The sequence below is a fragment of the Pseudomonas sp. AB39(2026) genome (assembly GCF_059831485.1).
The window spans coordinates 3,765,001-3,788,346 of the sequence record NZ_CP195212.1 but is presented as its reverse complement, the minus strand read 5'-3'; the positions used below and the strand labels follow the sequence as shown (position 1 = coordinate 3,788,346).

Genomic DNA, 23,346 nt, shown 5'->3' with positions numbered 1-23,346 from the left:
CGTGTGTAAACAGCGGCGCGTTAAGTGAGGAGGCGTGTCACGCGACTTGGGCCATCAGCGGCACGTTGGCCGACTGGCGCAGGTCCCAGGGCAGGCCTGTGCTGCCGGCGGCTTCCGGTGCAAACGCTGCTATCGCCTGAACAAGCGAAGCAGGCGCCAAGGCGGCAATGCTTTCAGCGGGCTCGGCCGCACTGACCAAGGCTTGCGCCATGGCAGGCTTGGGGTCTGGCAAATAGGGAGCACTGCCAGCAGGCGCAAACACAAAGTGCTGCTCGGCCAGCTGGCTAGGGTCCAGGCCGTCGATGTACATCACGTCAATGAACTTGCCTTCAGCATTGGGGGCTGTCTTGATCGACGTGCCGTTAGCCAGCGGCAAGCCGTTGATGACAATGCGCTCTCGCTTCTCAAGCACCAACTCACCCCAATTCGAAATCCCCAACTGGGCAAGGTCGATCTTGTCAGTTGAAGGGTTGAAGCCACGTAGGGTGTTTCGTAGCTCGGTTTCGCCTTCCTGACGCGCCGCTATGAACGTCGCGGGCCCCGGCCCACTGCGCTCGTACACGGTTCCCAACAGCTTCGCTTCGGCGCCACTGGGGCCAAAGTTAAGCCCTACCCCTTTCCCACCACCGCTCAGCACAACCTCCCCCACCCCTGCTGCCGGCGGCACAGGCGGTACCGGCGCTTCACCCGCGAAGTACCCCTCAGGCCGCTTTACCTGCCGGTCGAAACGGAAGTGGTCAGCCGACACACTGGCGGCTTGGGTATTAGCCAAGGTGATGCGCTGCCCGTTGGGCAGGCTGACCAGTGTGTCCGCGTCGGCTTGAGTAACGGCCAGTTCCGTGAAAGCAGTAACGCCCACGCCACTGAGGTTGATCAATTCGCCCCTGGCAGCCTCGAAGCCTTCAAGCCTGTCCTGGCCGCCCGCACGCTGGCGCACCACGAACAGATCTTTCCCAGCCCCGCCAACCAGCGTATTGGCGCCTCGCCCACCCTCCAGTACCGTGCCCTGGCTAGAAGCGATCAAGGTGTCGTTACCGTCGCCTGTGATCACATGGGCCATGCTAGCGGGTGACACAATGCTCAAGGCCTGGCCCGCCAAGGTGGCGCTGCCCTGTTGAAGGTCGATGCGTGCGTCCCCTGAAAGCGCGGCGGCGTTGAGCGTGTTGTCGCCGCCAGGTGTTCCGTTGACGGCATCGTCCAGCACGGCCCGGCCCGGTTCCATGGCCAAGGTGGCAAACTCATCCGTGTACACGTAATGGTCATCGGCAGAGGCCGCTTCGCCATACGCGCGCATCCCCCAGCTCGTGAGTGTGATGGGTTTGCCGTCGGCGGCATTTACGGCTTCCAGCGTCCACGCACCCTGGCTGTATTCACCCCAATGCTGGGTTGAGGTGAACGTATAGTTGAAGGCGCCGGCTCGGTCGCTGCCACGGTCAGCGTCGCCGGCGCCTTCCCCAGAGCGTTTCTTGCCCGCACGGTCCAGCAACAGGCTTTGCGTACCTGCCGGTGAGGTAAGCCGCAATTGCAAGTCACCCAGCTGGCCGACCTCGCTGTAGATGTCCACTTCAATGTGTTCAACCTTCACACCTGCCGTGAGCACATGCTCGGACCGAACCGATTGACCAGCGCCAATGGCCAGATTAACGGGCGTATTCACCACACCTACGCTCTGCTCATTGGCCAAGGTACTGCTGGCAGACCAGCTTTCCGCCATCCTTACCGCGGCACGGGCATCGACCTTGCCGAAGCCATAGTCATCACTCTTATGCAGGCCACCCCCGTTTACGGCCTTCGCACCGTTGTAGGCCCAGTGCGTGGTGGGATCGGCCACATACGTGGCAGACAGCGCCAGGATGCGTTGCACATCCCGGTAACCTAGGGAGGGGTTAGCTTCAAGCATCAACGCGGCGATGCCCGACACGATCGGCGCTGCGAAACTGGTGCCTTGCGTGGCGCTGTAATCACTGCCAAATACCGAGCCGCGCTCCGTGTCCAGTTTGCGGCTGGTAGACAGCACGTTGCTGCCGGGGGCGGACACCAACAGGCTTGTGCCTGGGTTGGAAAACGGCGCAGCACCCACTTGCAAGGTTGATAGGTCCCCTTGAGCATTGATGGCGCCTACCTGGATGGCGTGGCGATGGCTATTGGTGAGCGAACCCTGTGCGCTACCGCCGCTGGCCCGCGCGTTGCCACCTGCCGTCACCATCACAGTGCCCAAGCCACCGCGGCCATTGCGTGCCGCGTACTGGGCATTGAGCATCAAGGCCGTTTCGGTGGTGATGCTGCCGCTGGTGAGGTTGGTCAGGGCAAAGTCTGTGGTAAAGCCCCAGCTGTTATTGGCCACGTCGTAATGGGACGTATTGGACAGGCTGGTAAGGTCATCGCCCCGGTTGGCCAAGTAATGCCCGCCGAGGGTAACGCCAGGTGCCACCCCCACCGCACCCTGGCCGTCCCGCGCGGCGGCCACTACGCCTGCTACCTGGGTCGCATGGTTGGAGAACTGCGTTGGCAAGGTACCTGCTTTGCGTTGGGCGGCCAGCCACCCTGGGTCAACATTGGGTGCCAGGTCTGGATGGTGGATGTCGAAGGTTTCAGGCTCTACCGCGAACTCTCCCCCCGGCTCGAAAATACCGACGCGTACGCCTTTCCCGCTGTACTGCTCCCACACCGGCAATACACCCACATCCCCCAAGTACCATTGGCGAGCCGCCAGCGGGTCAGTGGGGGCCTGGTCAGTCAGCAGGTGCACCTCGCCACGCATGGGCGCCATTTCGCCCGTCTTAAGGCTGACCACATTCATGGCCGGGTTGCCCGCGGCGTCCACCAAGGCGTACTTGAAGCCCATGGCGCCCTGGCTGGCAGGGTTGGGGGTGAACACCACATCGCCCTGTTCATTCAGCACAGCCGTGCCGCCTAGCCCATCGCTGACTTCGCTGATGCGCAACGGGCCTTGGCTGCCCATAGGCTGATCGTTTGCTAACAAAGCGGCTGCCGCAATCACGCGTGCGCCCTCCCTTCGCGTCAAGGGCGCGCCTGCGGCATCCGTGCGTACCGTATCCGTGACCGGCATTGCATTCGGCCCGCCAAGGTTCACGGCGGATATATCAGCAAAGTTGAGTTTCTGGATGCGCGTCAGGGTAAGGGTGCCGTCGCGGCCAGCGACCTTGTCTTCGATGCGGTAACCGTTGTCGATGGGCGTGATCACGTAGTCCCCATGATCGCCATGAAGGGTGACCAGGTTGGTACCCCCGCCCCCGTCGATGGTGGCATTGCCCTTGCCTGCTTCAATCACGTCGTCGGCGTCGCGGCCGGTAATGGTGGCGTTGCCAGCGCCTGCGTAGATGATGCTGCCCTGTATCGAGCCATAGATGAGGTCATTGCCTGGCCCGGCATAGATAACGGACTTACCCGAACCACCAATAATTGTGTTGCGACCTTTGCCGCCCACCAGCACATCCTCACCGCCCCCGCCAAAGATCGTGCTACCTGCTTCGCCACCCTTGATGAATACGCCGTGCTCGCTGCCGCTCACAAACACATCATGGCCACGCCCACCCTGCGCCATGAGTACACCTGCTTTGCCCAGGTTAATTGACACAGCACCGTCACCCATCACAATGACTGCATCTCGGCCACCGCCGCCGGTGATATGGGACGTATCATCGCTGGCACTGATCAGGAACACATCGTCGCCTGCCGCGCCCTCATAGCGGTTATTACCTCCGCCCCCGACAAGCCAACTACCTCCGGGGGAAGCTTTCAGCGTGTCATCACCCAAGCCGCCCTGGACCGTTTGCACGCCCAATGCCTGAGCATCAAGGATTACTCCCGCATCGTTGAGCGTTACGTAGCTTGTACGCTTGGTGTCGAGCACCGCGCTTTCGATACGCTGGCCTGCTTCGTCAGCCGTGACCACATGGCTCACAGCATCGCTGAGAAAATTGACCGCCAAGGCCTGGCGCTGTTGGCCGGCCACAGTAAAGTTGCCTGCGGCGCGTACGGTATTACCGGTGGCATCGACGGTATTCGCGGGCTGTGTTGCCAGGCTTATTTCAGTGATGGACCACTCATCTAGGGTTTTGAGCTCACCGGCCTCACTGCTGCCATTTCCGTTTTCATCTGACCATACTTTTAATGCTTGCCACTTTTCATCAGCTGCGGTTATAGCGCCGTCTGCATTGCTGTCGAACGTGGCCAGTGCAGCAAACGCATCCGTGAACCTCACCTCCCCGGCCTGGCCGTTCTGGCCGGTGGCACCTCCCATATACTCAGACACCAACTCGCCACCGTGCCGAATAAGGCCATCGCCATCATCCACTACGAGCACGCCAGTACCTGCCCCCACCCACCCGGTACGTTTCACAGCGCCACTGTTGTCGATATCAAAAACGGTGCCCTGTGTGATCGAGGTCATGGTTACGCCATTGCCTGTAAGGTCCAGCAACAACGGGTCTACATAAACGTTATGGGTGGTGTTAGCACCGAGGTTGTTCAGGAGAAGGCTGTTCTGCAGCCGTTCGGTCGGCGTACAGGCCTCGCCCTTATCGATAAAGGACTGCTGAAGGTATTCACTGGGGCGGACGTTTGGATCGATTTGTGTTTCGCCTGGGCGAATGCCGCCGGTGGCCAGGCTGGCAGCTTGGGAAGCGAAGAAAGCGGTACTGTCCAGCTCGCCTTGCTTTAGTGCAATAGAATCTGTAGCGGACTGGAATACGAAGCCTTGTTGCACATTTTGTGCAGCAGCGCTTTCGTCCGTAATTTCAATTTTAGGTGCAGGATTGGTATTGATTTCTATCGAGAGTGATGTTTTTGACTTTTCTGTATCGAGGGGGATAGTAAGCAACCCAACTATAGTATCCAAGGCAATCTGGCCATAGGCATCTTGCTGCCCCATTACATCCGGCAGCAACTCTCGAAAATACTTCCTAAGCCCTCCTATATTCTGTAAAACTGCCTTTATCACAGTTTTTGGAAAATCAATGTCCAACGGAAAACTTTGATAGTCTTTACCTAGACCAAATGGTGGAGGTAACAGGTCACCTGCTGTGCCTGCCCACTGCCATGCCTCAAGATTCAAACCATTAACTGCCTGCCTAACATCCGTAGCTATAATCTCTCCGGCCGGAGGTATAAAACCATTACTCAATATCATGGACCCAACCTCTTGAGCAAGCTTATCTGATGCACTTTGGAAGCCAGCCTCAGTCAGAACCAGACCTTGGTGAAGGGACGCGGATTGCATTGATCCTCTTACCACCTCGCTTAGTAAACTTTTGTCATTCGCATTAATTGATTTTGCAGTACCCAGCCAGGTATACAGCCGCAGGTGGTCCTCTCTCGCCTCGGAACTTTCGGCCGCTTCTGCGGCAGTAGCAACCAAACTACCAAGATAGCCATACATCTCAGGATAACGAACACCGTCCTGCAGCCTTTTTATTTCGCCAATCTGCTGTTCAGTCAAAGAAATTTTCATTAAAAGCTCCTAGCTTATTCATTTTTTTGAAAAAATTAAGAACAACCCTGTCAACATACTCTATAGGCGCAACGTTATACCCGTATGAGTAACGAAGCGTTATATCTTTATATCTTCTACGCACAGCCCAGCCTGCTGGATATGAAGCAGCAGATAGCAGCTCGCCGTCACTTCCCAAACATTCAAAACTTTCTTTATGAATATCTGGAAACGGCGGATTCTCTAGAAACCTCTTGGTTTTTTTAACCACTGGCCTATTACTAGATAACTCATAATTTAGGCTAACCAATACCCGTATTACATCAGGGCCTCTCTTTTCTGGAAGCAGCCTACCTGTACGGACGTCGAGAAAAATATTTATGTACCCGCCTCCGTCAAATTCTATAAGAGAGCACTCCTCTTTACTAACCGCTATACTTGCAACCGCTCGATTAGGGCGCTGATAAAACGTGCAGATTTCTGCGTCCATGAAATACTTGCCTTCCCACCAGCCAAGCCAGATCAGCACAGGAACAAGCCCCAACATCAAAGTAGTCAATTTGCCCATTCGCCGCCCCACTCTAAATTGGGCCCATCCGCACTTTCAATTTTCTTTGCCTTTAAACTGGAAACCGCAGGCGCATTGGCGCCAGACTTTAGCCCCTAACGGGCGCAAGAAAACCGAGTAACAGCAGTAGAAAAATAGCCCACTGTAGAAAACCATTGCTTAAATCAAGCTATTACCCTGGCGAAAGCCAAGATACAAATTTCATATCTGCTTACCCCTAAGTCTTGCATACTTATAGTGATTCAACTGGGATTCCGCCAAAGACAGATACTCCCACCACCTTTCAATATGCTCCATTGAAAACCCTACATCTACTGACGCACTAAGCCTTTGGCTATACATTTCAAAACTACATTGTGGGAATGGTAAACCAATACTGCATCTACCAAAAATATAGGGATTTTCTTTGGAACCAGGCTTCCAAAATATGCGTTCAGCCCAACCATTTTTTACGTCAAACCTAAATAATCTCAAATTCTTTTCATAACTATCTTCCTTGCTCGCATCCAATCTATACGCCCTTCGAATGGCCACTAAGTCCTCTAAATAACGTTTATTATTTGTCAGCGAAATACCGCCTCTTACAAAGCAGTCCTTGTTTGACCTTACGTCGAAATTCACCAATTCATACCCTGGCATACACATACGAAATATGAGTCCAGTCAGTTGGTCGGCGTACCCACGGTTAGGATTCGGAAAATCTCCTCCCCAAGGATCGTCACCTACGTACTGCGCTATTGGTCCGAATATTTCCTTCGGAAAGCGATAAACCCAATCCCCGATCGTGCCGCAGATATAACCTGAATCTATCCGCGCTTCTGAAATATGGTATTCACTTTTCCCATCATGATTTAGGAAAAGCAACAGCTCTGGATGGTAAGTCAATCGGATAGCAACCATCACAACGACAACTAGCAGCACGAATAGGCCTTTCTTCATCAGGAGCTCTCCTACCCTTTACTTCAATTAAAAGACTATCGAGCATTTCAACAACTTGGCCCTCAAAATATCGCTCCTTCATATACGAAATCGCAGAAACACCAGCTAATGTGTCAGCCTTCGCTACCCCATTTGCCAAAACAGCGTATTTGGAACCTTTCTGAGTAAGAAAGTCGTAAGCTGCTGCCGGGCCATGGGCACGAAGCAGCGCATCGGCCTCGTCCAAATCTTTTATTGTTATATTCACTTACTAACTCCTTCTTTTTATTGAACTTTGTAGGGTAAAAGCTGTGCTTCGCCTCTATCTTTTATCATCTTCCAATCGGACAAATGATTCATCGCCATAGAGATAACCAAACTTGCCCCCAGCTTTGAGCTAGCGGAATGAAAGCTACATTGGGGAACAAGCGCATCTATAGAGCAGGAAATATAAACATCATCTTCTGAGGGGTTGTCCAAACCCCAAAATATTCTATTCCGGGAAATGCTTTCCATATTCAGATAGCGAAAGCCCAAATCAACATCGAAATAGTGCAATCCTACATCTATATCGAAAGCGCCAGATGGTATCCCACCTACTTTCAAACCTCGATAGTGGCTTACCATGTCCCTAGTCGCATGGGGATTATTACTTTGGGATAGGCTAACGCTGACTTTCAGGTTATTTTCCACATGGTTTGGCTGCTGTGCTAAAGAAACGTTCGGAAGCTTGAAATCAAAACCAGCCCTTTTAAAGCGATCAGAACAACCTTTAATCCTCCAGTCCCTTTCACCTCCCCAAGAAGGTTCACCCTCGTATTCAACAGTCCACCTTAATATATTTCTCGGAAAATCATAAACATACCGCCCAAACACACCGCAATAACTGGAGCGTGCTCTGGAATGATCAACCCATTTTCCCATCGGCGTTCTACTATCTGGCCATCCGAATAAAGCTGACAAACGTGCCGGAGAAAAAAACGTGAAAAAAAATAGAGTTGCCGTACCAATAAAAAGCAGGCGCATTTCTTTTCTGGTGAGAAACTCAAAATTTCTACCGAAAGCGGCAAAGCATTTAGCTACCCGGCTCATTTTAAAAATCCTTTAACGTCGCTACGCGGAAAATCACGAACCCATAACTAACTTTTGTTATTCAAACACCACAACCCGATCCACCGCCTTCAACGCCTGTGCCTTATGGGCAATAATCAGCACCGTTCTGCCCTTAACTATTTCCGGCATGTTGCTAAGAATGTGTTGTTCGGCCTCGGCATCCAGCGCGCTAGTGGCTTCGTCCATGATCAATATTTTCGGGTTGGTAAATAGCGTTCGTGCCAGTGCGATACGTTGCCGTTGCCCGCCTGACAGGGAGCTGCCGCCTTCCTGCAACAGGGTGTCGTAGCCGCGGGGTAACGTGAGGATGAAGCCGTGCGCGCCAGCGAGTTGGGCGGCAGCCACAATCGTATCCAACGGCGCGCCAGGGTCGTTGAGGGCGATGTTTTCGCGCACGGTGCGGCTGAGCAGTACGCTCTCCTGAACAACAACCCCAACGCGTTCCCGGATCGAGAGCGGCTGTAGGCCGGCGAGGTCGATACCGTCGATCAATACTTGCCCTTGCTCGGGCACGTAGAGTTTCTGAAGCAGCAGGGCCAGCGTGCTTTTGCCGCAGCCGGAAGGCCCTTGAATGCCCACCACTTCCCCCGCCTGCACTACGAGGTTGAAGTGTTCGAGCACAGGGGGCTGGCCTGGGCTGTAGCGGAACGTAATGTCACGAAATTCGATATGCCCAGCCACGTCAGGCAGTGCCACCAGCGAGGTGTCGTGGTCTTCGCGTGGGGTATCCAGTACGTCCGCCAGGCGGTGCATAGCGATACCGGCTTGCTGGAATTGCACCCACAGCTGTGCAAGCCGTTGTACGGGCTGGGCGACGCGGGTAGCAATAAGGTTGAAGGCAATGAGTTGCCCTAGGGTGAGTGAGGAGGCGATCACCAGCCAGGCGCCAATACCCAGTACGGCCGCTGTGGTGAGCTTGCCGACCAGGCTTACGGCTTCTTGCATAAGGGTGGAGACATTGCCGGCGCGTAGCCCTGCCAAAGAGGTATGTGCCTGCAAGCGGGCCCAGCGTTGTTTCAACTGGGGCTCGGCAGCCAGTGTTTTGAGTGTGTCCATGCCTCGCAGGGTTTCCAGCAGAAAAGCCTGCTGTTCTGCGCCTTTGTTGGCCTGTTGTTCCAGCCGTTGACGCAAATGTGGCGTAAGCCACACCGCCAGCAAGACGTAAAGTGGAAGCGAGCAGAACACCACAGCGGCCAGGGTGGGGCTGAGGTAGAAAAGAACGGCCGTGAAAACGGCGAAAAACACGGTATCGACCAGAGCACCAAGGGTTTGAGCGGAGAGAAAATGCCGAAGGGTTTCAACCTCGCCCAGGCGAGCAGCAATATGCCCACAGCGGCGAGCTTGAAAGTAAGGAAGGGGAAGCGCCAGCAAGTGACGATACAGCTGGCTACCCAATTTGGCGTCGATGCGGGCGGCTGTGTGTTCCAGCAGGTAGGTACGGATAGCGCTCAAGCTACTTTCCAGAACCGCCACACTGATAAGGGCCAGCACCAGTACCTCCAGCGTATGGAGGCTGTGGTGCAGCAGCACTTTGTCCATTACCGCCTGGAAAAACAGCGGAGAAGCCAGCGCGAACACCTGCAGCGCGCAGGCGGCCAGCAGGATTTGCCCCAGCCACTTGCGGTGTTCGACCAATGCGGGAACGAACCAGGTGAAGTTAAAACGAGCCAGGCTACCCGTGCTCGCCTGCCCGCCGCGCAGCACCAGCAATTGGCCTGACCACTGTTCGCTTAGCCGTGCCAGCGACCAGGTTTCAGAACGCCCAGTGGCCGGGTAATGCACCAGCACTTCGTTTTTTCGAGTGGCGGCCAGGATGAAGCCCTTCCCGTCCACGCCCAGCGCGATGGCCGGCAGTGCCTCCGTGGGCAGCGTGTGGGCAGCGCATGGGTGGTAGCGACCCACCAAGCCATAGGCCTTTGCCTCCTTGAGCAGCCCAGGCCATGTGACGCTTGGATTAGCCGGTGCTTTTACCTGGCATTGGTGAAAGCGGGCGATTGCCTGCAGGCAGTGCATCAGGCTGGTACTGCACGTGTCCATGATCCGAGCCTTTCAACGAAGTCGGACCAAGGTTAACCATGAGCGCCGGCCCTGTATGTCGGACCGCGTCCGAAGCTTCTGTAGGAATCTTCGAGATACCTTAAGCGCTAGGACCACTACCTACCTGGGTCAACCCGCCTGCTCAAGCATCAGCCCACTCAAGCGCCTTACCCGGCGCTTCACGGCCTCTTCGAAGATGCCGGGCCGTGGTTCGATCAGGCTGAACCAATCGCGCGCGCGCGTGATGCCGGTGTAGATCAATTCTTTGGTAAGCACAGGGTTCAGTGCATCCGGCAGCACCAGCGCTGTGTGTTCGAATTCGGAGCCTTGGGATTTGTGCACCGTCATGGCGTAGACGGTTTCCACGTCGGTAAGCCGGCTGGGTAACACGAAACGCACACCGCCCTGGCCGTCGTTGCGCGGGAAGGCCACGCGCAACGTGAGGGTGGACGAGCCCTCGGCTTCGGGCAGGCGCAAGGCGATGCCGATGTCCCCGTTCATCAGGCCCAAGCCATAGTCGTTACGGGTCATCAACACAGGGCGGCCTTCGTACCAGCTGTGGTCACTTTCGATCAGGCCAGCGGCATACAAGGCTTTGGTAGCGCGCTGGTTGACGGCCTCGACACCCCAGGGGCCTTTACGCACGGCACACAGCAGGCGGAAGCGGTCGAAAGCGGCCAGCACCTGCGCCGCCCAGGCCAGCCAATCATGTGCTTCCAAGGGCGTACCGGCGACGGGCCGGTGAGTGTTCAGCAGGGTGAGGTAATACCGATAGCCATGTGGGCCATTCTTGTTCCCGCTGCCCCGGGCCACGCCGTTTTGCAACAGGCGCTCCAGGGCTTGATCCTGCTCGCCTTGCAGCCGAACGGTGGCAATGTCCTGGAAGCTACGGTCCCCCAATAGACGGCGGGCGTCCTCGGGCCGCTGCTGGTTCACGCAGCGGGCCAGCTCACCGATACCGCTGCCTTCACCGAACCGGCGGGAGTGGCGCAACATTACCAGTTGCTGTGCCAGGGCATGGGTTTGCGCATCGCCCTCGTGCAATTGGGCGGCGGCCAGGCTTTGGCCAGCCACGGCTTCGAGCCAGGCGCGGGTGGCCTGGGAGTAGTAACCCAGTTCGGCATCGCGGCACAGGTCCCCCAGCACTGCGCCGGCCTCCACAGAGGCCAACTGGTCCTTGTCACCCAGCAGAATCAAGCGCGCATGGGGTGGCAGGGCCTCCAGTAGGTTGGCCATCATTTCCAGGTCGATCATGGACGCTTCGTCCACCACGAGCACGTCCAGCGGCAAAGGATTGCCCCGGTGGTGGCGGAAGTGCCGGGTACCTGGCCGGCTGCCCAGCAAGCGGTGCACCGTGGTCACTTCCGTGGGTATACGGGCCTTGATGGCGTCGGCCACGTCCAGGCCCTGCACCTGTACACCAATGGATTCGGTTAGCCGCGCCGCAGCTTTGCCAGTGGGTGCCGCCAACCGAATGCGCAAGGGCCGATTGGCCTCTACCCTCGGGCCCTGCAACAGCGCCAGCAGGCGTACCACGGTGGTGGTTTTGCCGGTGCCGGGGCCGCCGGTAATGATGCTGAACGCTGCACGTGTGGCCAGGGCGCAGGCCAGCTTTTGCCAATCGATGCGCTCGCCGCCTGCATTTGGGAACAGGGCCGCCAGCCGCTCTGCAAGGTCGCCAGGTACATCGGCCGGGGCAGCCAGGCGGTGGCGCATGGCGGTGTCTACGGCACGCTCGTAATTCCAGTAGCGGCGCAGGTACAGCCTGTTGCCGCTGAGCACCAGTGGGCACTCCGCGCTTCCCTGCGCACCTTCGGCCACCAGTGAGGCGGCGCGCAAGGCGTGCTGCCACCCGGCCAGGTCCAAGTGGGCCAGCACTTTGGATGGCAGCACTTCGCTGTTCAGGGTCGCATCCCCTTCTGGAGGCAAGGATAAGGCGAAGTCAGGTTCCAGCAGCGTTTGCTCAAGGTCCAGGCACACGTGGCCATGGCCCAGTTGGTGGCTGGTCAGCGCCGTGGCCAGCAGTACCAATGGGTGAGCCGTGGCCACGCGCTCGGCAAAGAACCGTACCAGTGCTTCGTCCAGTGGCCGAAGCCAGCCCCGGGCGACCCATTGCTTGAGCAGCTCGAACAGGCCTATGGTAGTGGCCAGGGGGTTGGGCTTGTCCAGCTCAGTGTCCGGCTCGGTAGAAAACAGGTCGGTCATACGGGTGCGCCCCCGAACAGGTCAGCCTGTGCATCGGTGTCGCGCTGCTCCAGCTTGCCTTGGAACAGCAGGTCCAGCTGTTCGATCAGGGCACGGGGCGGGCGGCTGAAATACACGCCACGGGTACGGGCGCTCAACCCTCGCAAGTAAATGAACAAAGCGCCCCCCATGTGCTGGTCGTAGTCATAGTCCGGGAGCCGGGCCTGCAGTTGGCGGTGAAGGGCCAGCAGGTACAGCACGTATTGAAGGTCGTAGCGGTGCTCAAGAATCGAGACTTCCATGGCAGCCGGTGAATAACTGGCGTCGTCTGCCCCCAGCCAATTGGACTTGTAGTCGGCCACGTAGTAGCGGCCTTCGTATTCGAAGCACAGGTCGATAAAGCCTTTGAACAGCCCGTTGAGCCGATAGCCTTCCGCGGCGGCACGTGGGGCACCGTTATGGGTGTTCTGACGCACCAGGGTATCGAGCCGGTGCACATCCACCTGGCGGCTGGCAAACCAGAACTCCATTTCGTAGCGGTAGGTGTTCAGGTCTACCAGGCGTACCGCGTGCCCTTCAGCCAGTGGCAGGGGCACCTGCAGCAGGCCATTGAGCCACTGTTCCAGGGTGGGAATCCACCCACTCCAGCCCCGGGTGGCACAGCGCCGGGCCAGGGTATCGCGCAACTGCTGAGGGTGGGCGGCCAAGGCCCCAAAGCCTTCGCGCCCGGCCCATTCCAGCAAGCCATGGAGAAACGTGCCTGGGTGCGGGCCACGGGGAAACTGATGGATCGAGCCCTGCAAAGGGAACAGGGCCGCAGCACTACTGAGCGGTTCGTCGTCCAGCAGGTTCTGCGCGCGCAAGCTGTCGGGGGCCAGGCCGCCACCGTCCACGTTTTCAGCGATGCGCAACGCACTGTACGAGGCGATCCACCAGTGCTCCGCGGCCCGCCGAACAGGCACACGCGCCGGTTGTAACTGTTGGTCGCGCTTGGGCGGCACGTAGGCCTGTTCGGTAACCTGGGGCACGGGAACGACCGCCAACGCCGGGTTTCCGCCTTGTACGTTGGCAAGCCACTGGTTGAGCTGTTCGGATTCGGCCAGAGGCGAACCGCCGCCCAGCAGGTAACCCAGCGCAGACCGGTGCAAGGCAGACTTGCTCTCGCGCCCTCGCTTGAGGTCTGCAACACCCAGCCAGCACGCGTATTGGGCACGGGTGAGGGCGACGTAGAGCAAACGCAAGTCTTCCCCCAGGCGTTCATCATCGGCAGCGGCAATGGCAGCCTCATCGGGTGACATGGACACACGCACTTCGCCTTGGGGGCCATGCCAGGTCACTGGCAACCGGCTGCCGTCTACAGGCCGTGCGCTGCACACGAAGGGCAGAAACACCAAGGGGTATTCCAGGCCCTTGGACTTGTGAATGGTCACCACCTTGACCAGTTGCTCATCGCTTTCCAGGCGTACCACTTGCTCCTCGCCGCCGTCCTGGGTGCTGGTAAGGCGTTCGGCCAGGTAACGCACCAAGGCCTGTTCACCGTCCAGTTCGGCAGAGGCCTGCTGCAGCAATTCGGTCAGGTGCAGCAGGTTGGTGAGAATACGCTCACCTTCCGGGCGGTCGGTGAGCTGCAAGGGCAGGTCGAAATCGTGCAGAAGGCGGCGCAGCATGCTGAGCACGCCCTGGGTGCGCCAGAGCGTGCGGTATTCGCGGAACTGCATCACCCGTGCTTCCCAGGTGAGTTCGTTACGGTTCAACGCTTCCAGCTCACTCAATGGCCGGGCCAGGGTCACGCTGGCCAGCGCAGCCCGCAGCAAGCGGTCGGCGTCCGGTTCGGCGCAGGCGCGTAGCCATGCCAGCACATCCAGCGCTTCCTGGCTGCGAAACACGGACTCTTTGTCTGACAGGTACACACTGCGCACGCCCCGTGCCCGCAATTGCGTGCGTATGGCCCGTGCTTCGCCGCCATCGCGCACCAGAATCGCGATATCGGCCGGGGCCAGTGGCCGAGTGTCCCCCGCTTCGCTGGTAAACCCACACCGGCCTTCCTTGGCCAGCGCCAGCAACCGCACAATTTCGCTCGCGCAGGCTGGGGCCAAGTGATCCCGGTAATTACCGTTGGCGACCGGCTTGTCGCTGGCCAAGGCCCAGAAGGTCAAGGCCGGCTGGTCGCTGCCGGCCACCTGAAACCGATCCTTTCGCCCTTGAGCGGCCACGGGCAGAAAGGGTACAGGGTTGTCGTCTGCTTCTCGGAACAGAAACGCACCCCGCCCCTGCTCTCGGCCCTCGGCCTGCTCGAATACCCGGTTCACGCCGGCCACCATGGCCTGGGTGGAACGGAAGTTGGTGCCCAGGCTGTGCAGGCGACCTGCACTGGCCCGGCGTGCGCGCAGGTAGGTATGAATGTCCGCGCCGCGGAAGGCGTAAATGGCTTGCTTGGGGTCGCCGATCAGGAAAATGCCCAGGTCGCTGCGGTTGTCACCGATCTGGTAGATGCGTTCGAAAATACTGTATTGAATGGGGTCGGTGTCTTGGAATTCATCGATCAGCGCCACGGGAAACTGCTCGCGGATGATGTGCGCCAAGGCTTCACCAGACTCGCCCCGCAGGGCGGCATTCAAGCGCAGCAGCATGTCGTCGAAGCCCATTTCCGCACGCCGGCGCTTTTCCGTTTCAAAGCGCTGCGCCACCCAGGCCGCCGCGTGCTGCAGGGCCTCGGCGCCAGGGTCTGGCAAGGCGTTGAGCTGCTCGCGCAGGGTCACCATGGCGTCGAACGCCTCATGGGTGGGGGGCGTACCTTTCCAGGCTTCAGCAATGCCCTCGGGGGTAAGCCGCTCGAAGCCTTTGCCGATGTCGAGGTGGTGCGCATGGGGGTCGGCGTGCCATTGGGCAATCCCCTGCAACCAAGGCTCCACATAACGCGCTTGGAGCTTGCGCGCATCCACGGTTTTGTCGGCGATACCTTGCAGCAGCAGGCCACGCACCTGTTCGACCCAGTCGCCCCAAGGCTGTTTGAGCCGTGTCAGTTCATCCAGCCGACGCTGTAGCCCCGTTTCGATGTGGTGGCCAGGGTGGCTACCTTCCTCAACAGGCTCGGCGGCGCCCAACAGTGACCTCACCCGCAGTAGCAGGCTGGCAGGGGATTTCCAGTTGTCGCGTACCCACGCCAGGGTTTCACCTGCCATGCCATAGCAGTATTGCCGCCAATAGTCGCGAACCACCTCGCCCAGCAGTTCGCTGTGGTCTGTCTCCAGGCTTTGGGTAAACAGGCTGCCGCTGTCGAATGCATGTTCGCGCAGCATGCGCTGGCACCAGCCATGAATGGTAGATACCGCCGCCTCGTCCATCCATTGTGCTGCGGCATCCAGCTTGCTCGCACACAGCGGCCATTGGGCCGGGGGGTAGTCCTCGCGCAGCTGCCTTACCAGTTCATCAGGTGCAGGCAGCTCGTCCCGAAAAAACTGCGCGGCCTGTGCCAGGCGGGTACGAATGCGATCGCGCAGCTCTTTAGTAGCCGCGTCCGTAAAGGTGACCACAAGGATTTGAGGCGGCAGCAGCTCACGGCCAAAACCGCTGTCTTCTTCTCCATGGCCCAATACCAGGCGCAAGTAAAGCGCCGAGATGGTGAAGGTTTTGCCCGTGCCGGCACTGGCCTCGATCAACTGGCTGCCGTGCAGGGGGAAGGTGAGGGCTAGGGGGCGGCTCATTGTGTAGCCTCCTGTGCAAGGTCAACCCAGGGGGCTTTGAACAGTGGTTCATACAAGGTCGCCACCCAGCCTTCGAAGGTTTCATCCCGGCTCAGGGCCGTGAAATCCGGGTACTGCCTGGCCAGCGCCATGTCTCGGGTGCGCTCGCCGGCCGCGCCGAAATCGCTGCCATCGTATGTGGTTTGGGCGGCTTTCAAACCGCTCTCACGGTCTTTTGCCGCCAGGAAGGCAAAGGCGGTACGTGGCGCTACGGGCAACGGTTGGCACATGCCCAGTTGCCAGGCCTTCAGGAGGTCGGCGAGCGCTGCAGTGGCGGTGCTTCTTTCAACAGGTGCGAGCAACAAGGAGGTGTCTGTGGCGACAATGGCCGTGTGCAGGGGCAGGCCTTCGGCGCAGGCCACCAGGTGTTGTACCCAACTGTCGATAAGCCGTGACCATTTGCGCCCGCCTCGGGTATTGATAGCGTTTGCGACCAGGGTAACGGCCAGAAGCGAGCCGCCTTCGCCTTCATGTACGCCGCCAAGCCAGCCTTCAACCGTGATGCCATGGGCTTCGAACTGCAGAGGCAATGCGCTTTGCTGAGGGTGAGGCCAGCGTATCAGCAAGGCCTGGTACCGCGTCACCAGGTCTGGCAACGGGGCGATCAGCTCGGCCTGCAGCAGTGCCCCAAAGCCAGCCATGGGTAGCCGGCCTGCCGCCTGCAGGCGCTGCGCCTCATTCTGCAGCAAGGCCTCAAGGCCGTCCGCCTCTCCTTGCACTGCTGCCTCTAGCAGATGCTTGCTCAACCCGTAGTGCTGCAAACCGTCGAGGGTAAAAGGCTCAGCCTCTTCAAGGGCACCCTGCACGTCTTCGAAATAGACCTTTAGGCGCTGGGTATAGAAGTGCTTCACGGGGTTGCGCAGAAAATTGGCCAACACCTCAAGCCCAATAGGGGCGTCTGGGGCCTGAGCAGGTAACGCTGGCGAAGGCGCGACTGTGGAAGCGGTTTCGTGTACCCGCTGCCACTCTCGGGCGTAGCTGAACACATCAGGGTTACCGGCTTCGAAGTAGCGCGCACTGAAGGGTTGCAGCGGGTGCTCCAGGGTCAGGGCTTCGATCAGGTGGTGGTCGTACTGTTCGGTACCCGTTAGCCGCCAGCCGCTCGAAAGGTGGTCCCGAAGCTGACCAATCAGCACCGAGGGCGGGCGCTCGGTGTTATCACGAATACTGCGGCCTACCCAGCTTATATACAGCTGATCGCGTGCAGACAGCACCGCCTCAAGTAACAGGTAGCGGTCGTCTTCACGCCGCGACCGGTCACCGGGGCGGTAGTCCACGGCCATGAGGTCGAAGTCCAAGGGGGGTTGGGCGCGGGGGTAATCTCCATCGTTCATGCCGAGCAGGCACACCACATCGAACGGAATGGCCCGCATGGGCATCAGGGTGCAGAAGTTTACCGAGCCGGCCAGGAAGCGCTGGTTCAGGCTGCCCTGGTCAAGCCCTGCCAACCAGGCCTCACGCACCACGGTCAGCGGCAACGCTTCGTTGAGATCTACCCGTTCACAGGCCTGCAGCCATTGGTCGCGCAATTCATCCAGCTGGATCAACAGGTATTCGGCGTGTTCGTCCTGTGCAAGGAAGAGGTCTGCCAGCAATTGCTGCAAGCGCTCACCCCAAACCTGAGGCGACGCCGGCGTGGCCAAGGCTTGGTACCAATGGTCGAGTCGGTCAATCAGCGCGTACAGGGGCCCTACCAAGGATGCATCAAGCCCGCCTACCTCGTCATAGGGTTCAATGCCGTCGAACCCTGCCCCGCCACCCACGGCATAGCCTAGCAACATGCGCCGTAGGCCGAAGCGCCAACTGTTTTGCTCCATGCCGCTGGGTAGGCCAAGGGTGGTGCGCTGGCCTGCATCAAGGCCCCAGCGAATGCCGGCGCCTTCTATCCAACCATGAAGAATGGCCAAAGACTGCTCGGGAATGCCAAACCGGGCGCGCAGTGCCGGTACATCCAGCAGGTCTAGAATCTCACCCACGGCAAAGCGGCTGTCTGGCAATTGAAGCAGGTGTTCAAGGGCGATCAACAGCGGATCACGCCCTCGTTGCCCTTGGTCGTTCAGGGTGAAGGGGATGTGCCGGGCATCCTCACGAGGCACCTGCCCGAACACAGCCCGAATGGAGGGCGCATACGCGTTGATGTCGGGGACCATGACGATGATATCTCGGGACCGAAGTTGGGAATTGGCCGAGAAGCGTTGCAACAGTTGGTCATGGAGAATTTCAACTTCGCGCTGTGGGCTGTGTGCAATATGAAAGCGTATGGACGTATCCTGAAGGGGATCAACTGCGGGCCATAACTCCCGGGTTTCCTGCATCGGCCGAAGCTCAAGAATGTCATTCTGCAGCTGGCTCAACAGTGTTGGGCTTTCATCGTCACTGTAGAGGTCGATCTTGCCGTCGCTGAAGGCCCCGCGATAGCTGTCGGGCTTGTCAAACTCATCCAGCAGGCTGATGTAATCTCGCCCCTGTTTACCCCAAGCGGCCAACAACGGGTGCGCATGTTGGTGAAGGCTTTCGATGTCCATCTCGGCCGGCATGCCTGCCTTACGCTGTTGGCGACGGTACTCCCTGCGCAGCAGGTCTTTGTCGGCCACGATGTCTGCCCAGTGGTGGCGACAGGGGTTGTGCACACACAGCAGCACTTGGGTAAACCGGGCCAGGCCTGCCAGGGCGTGCAGGGCTTGGGCTGGCAGTGAAGAGATACCGAACACGATCACGCGCTCAGGCAGGTTGGAGGGCGCTGTTTCGGCCTCCATGATCACATCCATATAGCGCTGGTGTACCCCGGCTCGGCTTTGGGCCATGCCCTCCGCACCCACGTCTTCCAGCAATGCCTGCCATAACGCCGCCTGCCAGCAGTTGCCTTCTGGCAAGGGCCTCATGTCGCCACGCGCACTGCGTAACTGGAACGTGCCATTGGCCCAGTCTTCCAGCCAGTCGGCGCGGTATACCTGGTATTGGTCGTACAGGTCGGCCAAGCGCTGAGCCAGTTGGTAGCGCTTGCGCATGTCTATGTCGTCACCCAGGAAACGTGCCAGGGGTTCGAAGGTCGGCTGGCCGATAACCGTGGGCAGCAAGCGCATCAACCGCCAGGTAAGCGGTGTTTTGTCCAAGGGGGACGTTTCGGGAATTTCGTTTTTGCCGAGCACTGCCCGGTACAACTGCCACATGAAGGTACCTGGCAATTGCACGTCAATGGCCGCCGCAATACCGCAGCCGCCTTCATCACGGTCCTCGGCCAGCGCCATCTTGAGCCACTGGGCAATGCCATTACTTTGCACCAGCGCCACTTCGTTTTGCAGGGGGAGCAAGGGATACAGACGCATCCACTCCACCACCAGGCTTCTCAGGTCATCTGGCCGATTTCCATGGATAACCATGAACCCTGGTGTGATGGACGCTGTTGCAGACATTGTGTAGCTCAGTATCAAGAAAGAGGCTGACCATGCCATTACTGGCGGGAGGTCGCAAGGTGGCAGGGTGGCAGGGTGGCATGCGTGGCGTATTTGAAACGGCCTGAAAAGACAAAACCCCTGATCGCAGGGCGACCAGGGGTTTTGGGTTTGAATCTTGACGATGACCTACTCTCACATGGGGAAACCCCACACTACCATCGGCGATGCATCGTTTCACTACTGAGTTCGGGATGGGATCAGGTGGTTCCAATGCTCTATGGTCGTCAAGAAATTCGGGTTGCGGCCTCGTGTTCACGCGGCTGCAGATCTGGGTATGTGATGTGTGAGTGTGCGTCTTTTCGGATGCGTCTTCACCACCGCGCTCTGTGCAGGCACAGATTGCTTGGGTGTTATATGGTCAAGCCTCACGGGCAATTAGTATGGGTTAGCTCAACGCCTCACAGCGCTTACACACCCCACCTATCAACGTCGTAGTCTTCGACGGCCCTTCAGGGAGCTCAAGGCTCCAGTGAGATCTCATCTTGAGGCAAGTTTCCCGCTTAGATGCTTTCAGCGGTTATCTCTTCCGAACATAGCTACCCGGCAATGCCACTGGCGTGACAACCGGAACACCAGAGGTTCGTCCACTCCGGTCCTCTCGTACTAGGAGCAGCCCCTCTCAAATCTCAAACGTCCACGGCAGATAGGGACCGAACTGTCTCACGACGTTCTAAACCCAGCTCGCGTACCACTTTAAATGGCGAACAGCCATACCCTTGGGACCGGCTTCAGCCCCAGGATGTGATGAGCCGACATCGAGGTGCCAAACACCGCCGTCGATATGAACTCTTGGGCGGTATCAGCCTGTTATCCCCGGAGTACCTTTTATCCGTTGAGCGATGGCCCTTCCATACAGAACCACCGGATCACTAAGACCTACTTTCGTACCTGCTCGACGTGTCTGTCTCGCAGTCAAGCGCGCTTTTGCCTTTATACTCTACGACCGATTTCCGACCGGTCTGAGCGCACCTTCGTACTCCTCCGTTACTCTTTGGGAGGAGACCGCCCCAGTCAAACTACCCACCATACACTGTCCTCGATCCGGATAACGGACCTGAGTTAGAACCTCAAGGTTGCCAGGGTGGTATTTCAAGGTTGGCTCCACGCAGACTGGCGTCCACGCTTCAAAGCCTCCCACCTATCCTACACAAGCAAGCTCAAAGTCCAGTGCAAAGCTATAGTAAAGGTTCACGGGGTCTTTCCGTCTAGCCGCGGATACACTGCATCTTCACAGCGATTTCAATTTCACTGAGTCTCGGGTGGAGACAGCGCCGCCATCGTTACGCCATTCGTGCAGGTCGGAACTTACCCGACAAGGAATTTCGCTACCTTAGGACCGTTATAGTTACGGCCGCCGTTTACCGGGGCTTCGATCAAGAGCTTCGCTTGCGCTAACCCCATCAATTAACCTTCCGGCACCGGGCAGGCGTCACACCCTATACGTCCACTTTCGTGTTTGCAGAGTGCTGTGTTTTTAATAAACAGTCGCAGCGGCCTGGTATCTTCGACCGGCAAAAGCTTACGGGGTAAACCCTTCACCTTCGCCGGCGCACCTTCTCCCGAAGTTACGGTGCCATTTTGCCTAGTTCCTTCACCCGAGTTCTCTCAAGCGCCTTGGTATTCTCTACCCAACCACCTGTGTCGGTTTGGGGTACGGTTCCTGGTTACCTGAAGCTTAGAAGCTTTTCCTGGAAGCATGGCATCGACCACTTCATGTCCTAAGGACACTCGTCATCAGCTCTCGGCCTTAAGATCCCGGATTTACCTAAGATCTCAGCCTACCACCTTAAACTTGGACAACCAACGCCAAGCTGGCCTAGCCTTCTCCGTCCCTCCATCGCAGTAACCAGAAGTACAGGAATATTAACCTGTTTTCCATCGACTACGCTTTTCAGCCTCGCCTTAGGGACCGACTAACCCTGCGTCGATTAACGTTGCGCAGGAAACCTTGGTTTTTCGGCGTGCGAGTTTTTCACTCGCATTGTCGTTACTCATGTCAGCATTCGCACTTCTGATACCTCCAGCCAGCTTCTCAACTGACCTTCACAGGCTTACAGAACGCTCCTCTACCGCGTCACTTGCGTGACACCCGTAGCTTCGGTGTATGGTTTGAGCCCCGTTACATCTTCCGCGCAGGCCGACTCGACTAGTGAGCTATTACGCTTTCTTTAAAGGGTGGCTGCTTCTAAGCCAACCTCCTAGCTGTCTAAGCCTTCCCACATCGTTTCCCACTTAACCATAACTTTGGGACCTTAGCTGACGGTCTGGGTTGTTTCCCTTTTCACGACGGACGTTAGCACCCGCCGTGTGTCTCCCATGCTCGGCACTTGTAGGTATTCGGAGTTTGCATCGGTTTGGTAAGTCGGGATGACCCCCTAGCCGAAACAGTGCTCTACCCCCTACAGTGATACATGAGGCGCTACCTAAATAGCTTTCGAGGAGAACCAGCTATCTCCGAGCTTGATTAGCCTTTCACTCCGATCCACAGGTCATCCGCTAACTTTTCAACGGTAGTCGGTTCGGTCCTCCAGTCAGTGTTACCTAACCTTCAACCTGCCCATGGATAGATCGCCCGGTTTCGGGTCTATACCCAGCGACTAAACGCCCTATTAAGACTCGCTTTCGCTACGCCTCCCCTATTCGGTTAAGCTCGCCACTGAATATAAGTCGCTGACCCATTATACAAAAGGTACGCAGTCACAGAACAAGTCTGCTCCCACTGCTTGTACGCATACGGTTTCAGGTTCTATTTCACTCCCCTCTCCGGGGTTCTTTTCGCCTTTCCCTCACGGTACTGGTTCACTATCGGTCAGTCAGTAGTATTTAGCCTTGGAGGATGGTCCCCCCATGTTCAGACAAAGTTTCTCGTGCTCCGTCCTACTCGATTTCATTGACAAGAGATTTTCGCGTACAGGGCTATCACCCACTATGGCCGCACTTTCCAGAGCGTTCCGCTAATCTCAAACCAACTTAAGGGCTGGTCCCCGTTCGCTCGCCACTACTAAGGGAATCTCGGTTGATTTCTTTTCCTCAGGGTACTTAGATGTTTCAGTTCCCCTGGTTCGCCTCTTGCACCTATGGATTCAGTACAAGATACCCAGCTTATGCTGAGTGGGTTCCCCCATTCAGAGATCTCCGGATCAAAGTCTGTTTGCCGACTCCCCGAAGCTTATCGCAGGCTACCACGTCTTTCATCGCCTCTGACTGCCAAGGCATCCACCGTATGCGCTTATTCACTTGACCATATAACCCCAAGCAATCTCGGGATTACGGTTGTGAAGACAACATTCGCCGAAAATTCGCACTTCTGTTCTAGGAACAGCTCACAAATTTTACCTTAGCCTGAATAAACACCAGTGAAAGTGCTATTCAGTCTAACTTTCTATCACATACCCAAATTTTTAAAGAACGATCCAGTCAAAGACCAGAAATCAACATTCAGGCACCGTGTCGGTGGAATGCTCATTTCTAAGCTTTAAACAGCAGAAGCAGAACAGGAATGGTGGAGCCAAGCGGGATCGAACCGCTGACCTCCTGCGTGCAAGGCAGGCGCTCTCCCAGCTGAGCTATGGCCCCGTATCTCTACAGGCATTCCCACACAAAATTGGTGGGTCTGGGCAGATTCGAACTGCCGACCTCACCCTTATCAGGGGTGCGCTCTAACCAACTGAGCTACAGACCCAATTTCGAGCTTGTAGCTTAAAGCTGACCGCTTGAAGCTGCTTCTATCGTCTTTTACAAGGAATCAAGCAATTCGTGTGGGTGCTTATGGGTGGCTGTGTCGTCGATTAAGGAGGTGATCCAGCCGCAGGTTCCCCTACGGCTACCTTGTTACGACTTCACCCCAGTCATGAATCACACCGTGGTAACCGTCCT

At 57.6% G+C, this 23,346-nt stretch carries 9 protein-coding genes, 2 tRNA genes and 3 rRNA genes (1 of these 14 only partly in view); all 14 read right to left on the bottom strand.

Annotation, left to right across the window (positions count from 1 at the left end; translation table 11 throughout):
* Window positions 1-37: 37 nt before the first annotated feature.
* Window positions 38-4,729, bottom strand: a complete 4,692-nt coding sequence (locus tag ACSAMW_RS17385) for an SPM autocatalytic domain-containing protein (RefSeq protein WP_500591353.1) — start codon at window positions 4,727-4,729, stop codon at window positions 38-40.
* 724 nt (window positions 4,730-5,453) lie between these two features.
* Entirely contained in the window at window positions 5,454-6,020 is a 567-nt protein-coding gene (locus tag ACSAMW_RS17380) for a hypothetical protein (protein ID WP_500591352.1), read from the bottom strand.
* Between the two features lie 201 nt (window positions 6,021-6,221).
* Entirely contained in the window at window positions 6,222-6,959 is a 738-nt protein-coding gene (locus tag ACSAMW_RS17375; RefSeq protein ID WP_500591351.1) for a hypothetical protein, read from the bottom strand.
* Window positions 6,865-7,206 (bottom strand): hypothetical protein, encoded by a 342-nt coding sequence (locus tag ACSAMW_RS17370; protein ID WP_500591350.1) that lies wholly within the window; start codon window positions 7,204-7,206, stop codon window positions 6,865-6,867. The genes ACSAMW_RS17375 and ACSAMW_RS17370 overlap by 95 nt, the downstream gene beginning before the upstream one ends.
* Before the next feature lie 17 nt (window positions 7,207-7,223).
* Entirely contained in the window at window positions 7,224-8,030 is an 807-nt protein-coding gene (locus ACSAMW_RS17365) for a hypothetical protein (protein ID WP_500591349.1), read from the bottom strand.
* A 57-nt stretch (window positions 8,031-8,087) separates the two neighbouring features.
* Window positions 8,088-10,088, bottom strand: a complete 2,001-nt coding sequence (locus tag ACSAMW_RS17360; protein ID WP_500591348.1) for a peptidase domain-containing ABC transporter — start codon at window positions 10,086-10,088, stop codon at window positions 8,088-8,090.
* A 129-nt stretch (window positions 10,089-10,217) separates the two neighbouring features.
* Window positions 10,218-12,293 carry an exodeoxyribonuclease V subunit alpha gene (gene recD / locus ACSAMW_RS17355; protein ID WP_500591347.1) on the bottom strand — a complete coding sequence of 692 codons (2,076 nt, stop codon included), beginning with the start codon at window positions 12,291-12,293 and terminating at the stop codon, window positions 10,218-10,220.
* Entirely contained in the window at window positions 12,290-15,976 is a 3,687-nt protein-coding gene (gene recB, locus ACSAMW_RS17350) for an exodeoxyribonuclease V subunit beta (RefSeq protein ID WP_500591346.1), read from the bottom strand. Before recB ends, recD begins: the two co-directional genes overlap by 4 nt.
* Window positions 15,973-19,428: an exodeoxyribonuclease V subunit gamma gene (gene recC / locus ACSAMW_RS17345; protein WP_500591345.1), complete on the bottom strand. Its 3,456-nt coding sequence runs from the start codon at window positions 19,426-19,428 to the stop codon at window positions 15,973-15,975. Before recC ends, recB begins: the two co-directional genes overlap by 4 nt.
* Window positions 19,429-19,583: 155 nt before the next feature.
* Window positions 19,584-19,699, bottom strand: a 5S ribosomal RNA gene (gene rrf, locus ACSAMW_RS17340).
* A 125-nt stretch (window positions 19,700-19,824) separates the two neighbouring features.
* Window positions 19,825-22,713: ribosomal RNA gene (locus tag ACSAMW_RS17335) — 23S ribosomal RNA — on the bottom strand.
* A gap of 257 nt (window positions 22,714-22,970) precedes the next feature.
* Window positions 22,971-23,046 (bottom strand) — tRNA-Ala (locus ACSAMW_RS17330).
* 29 nt (window positions 23,047-23,075) lie between these two features.
* Window positions 23,076-23,152: transfer RNA gene (locus ACSAMW_RS17325), tRNA-Ile, on the bottom strand.
* Between the two features lie 107 nt (window positions 23,153-23,259).
* Window positions 23,260-23,346: ribosomal RNA gene (locus ACSAMW_RS17320) — 16S ribosomal RNA — on the bottom strand; it runs 1,452 nt beyond the window's last position.
* Together the 16S, 23S and 5S rRNA genes with 2 tRNA genes alongside form the textbook arrangement of a ribosomal RNA operon.

Bases quoted from the DNA above. Each gene is read 5' to 3' on its own strand.
- recD (WP_500591347.1), bottom strand. From the start codon at position 12,293: ATGACCGACCTGTTTTCTACCGAGCCGGACACTGAGCTGGACAAGCCC.
- ACSAMW_RS17380 (WP_500591352.1), bottom strand. From the start codon at position 6,020: ATGGGCAAATTGACTACTTTGATGTTGGGGCTTGTTCCTGTGCTGATC.
- recC (WP_500591345.1), bottom strand. From the start codon at position 19,428: ATGTCTGCAACAGCGTCCATCACACCAGGGTTCATGGTTATCCATGGA.
- ACSAMW_RS17375 (WP_500591351.1), bottom strand. From the start codon at position 6,959: ATGAAGAAAGGCCTATTCGTGCTGCTAGTTGTCGTTGTGATGGTTGCT.
- recB (WP_500591346.1), bottom strand. From the start codon at position 15,976: ATGAGCCGCCCCCTAGCCCTCACCTTCCCCCTGCACGGCAGCCAGTTG.
- ACSAMW_RS17360 (WP_500591348.1), bottom strand. From the start codon at position 10,088: ATGGACACGTGCAGTACCAGCCTGATGCACTGCCTGCAGGCAATCGCC.
- ACSAMW_RS17365 (WP_500591349.1), bottom strand. From the start codon at position 8,030: ATGAGCCGGGTAGCTAAATGCTTTGCCGCTTTCGGTAGAAATTTTGAG.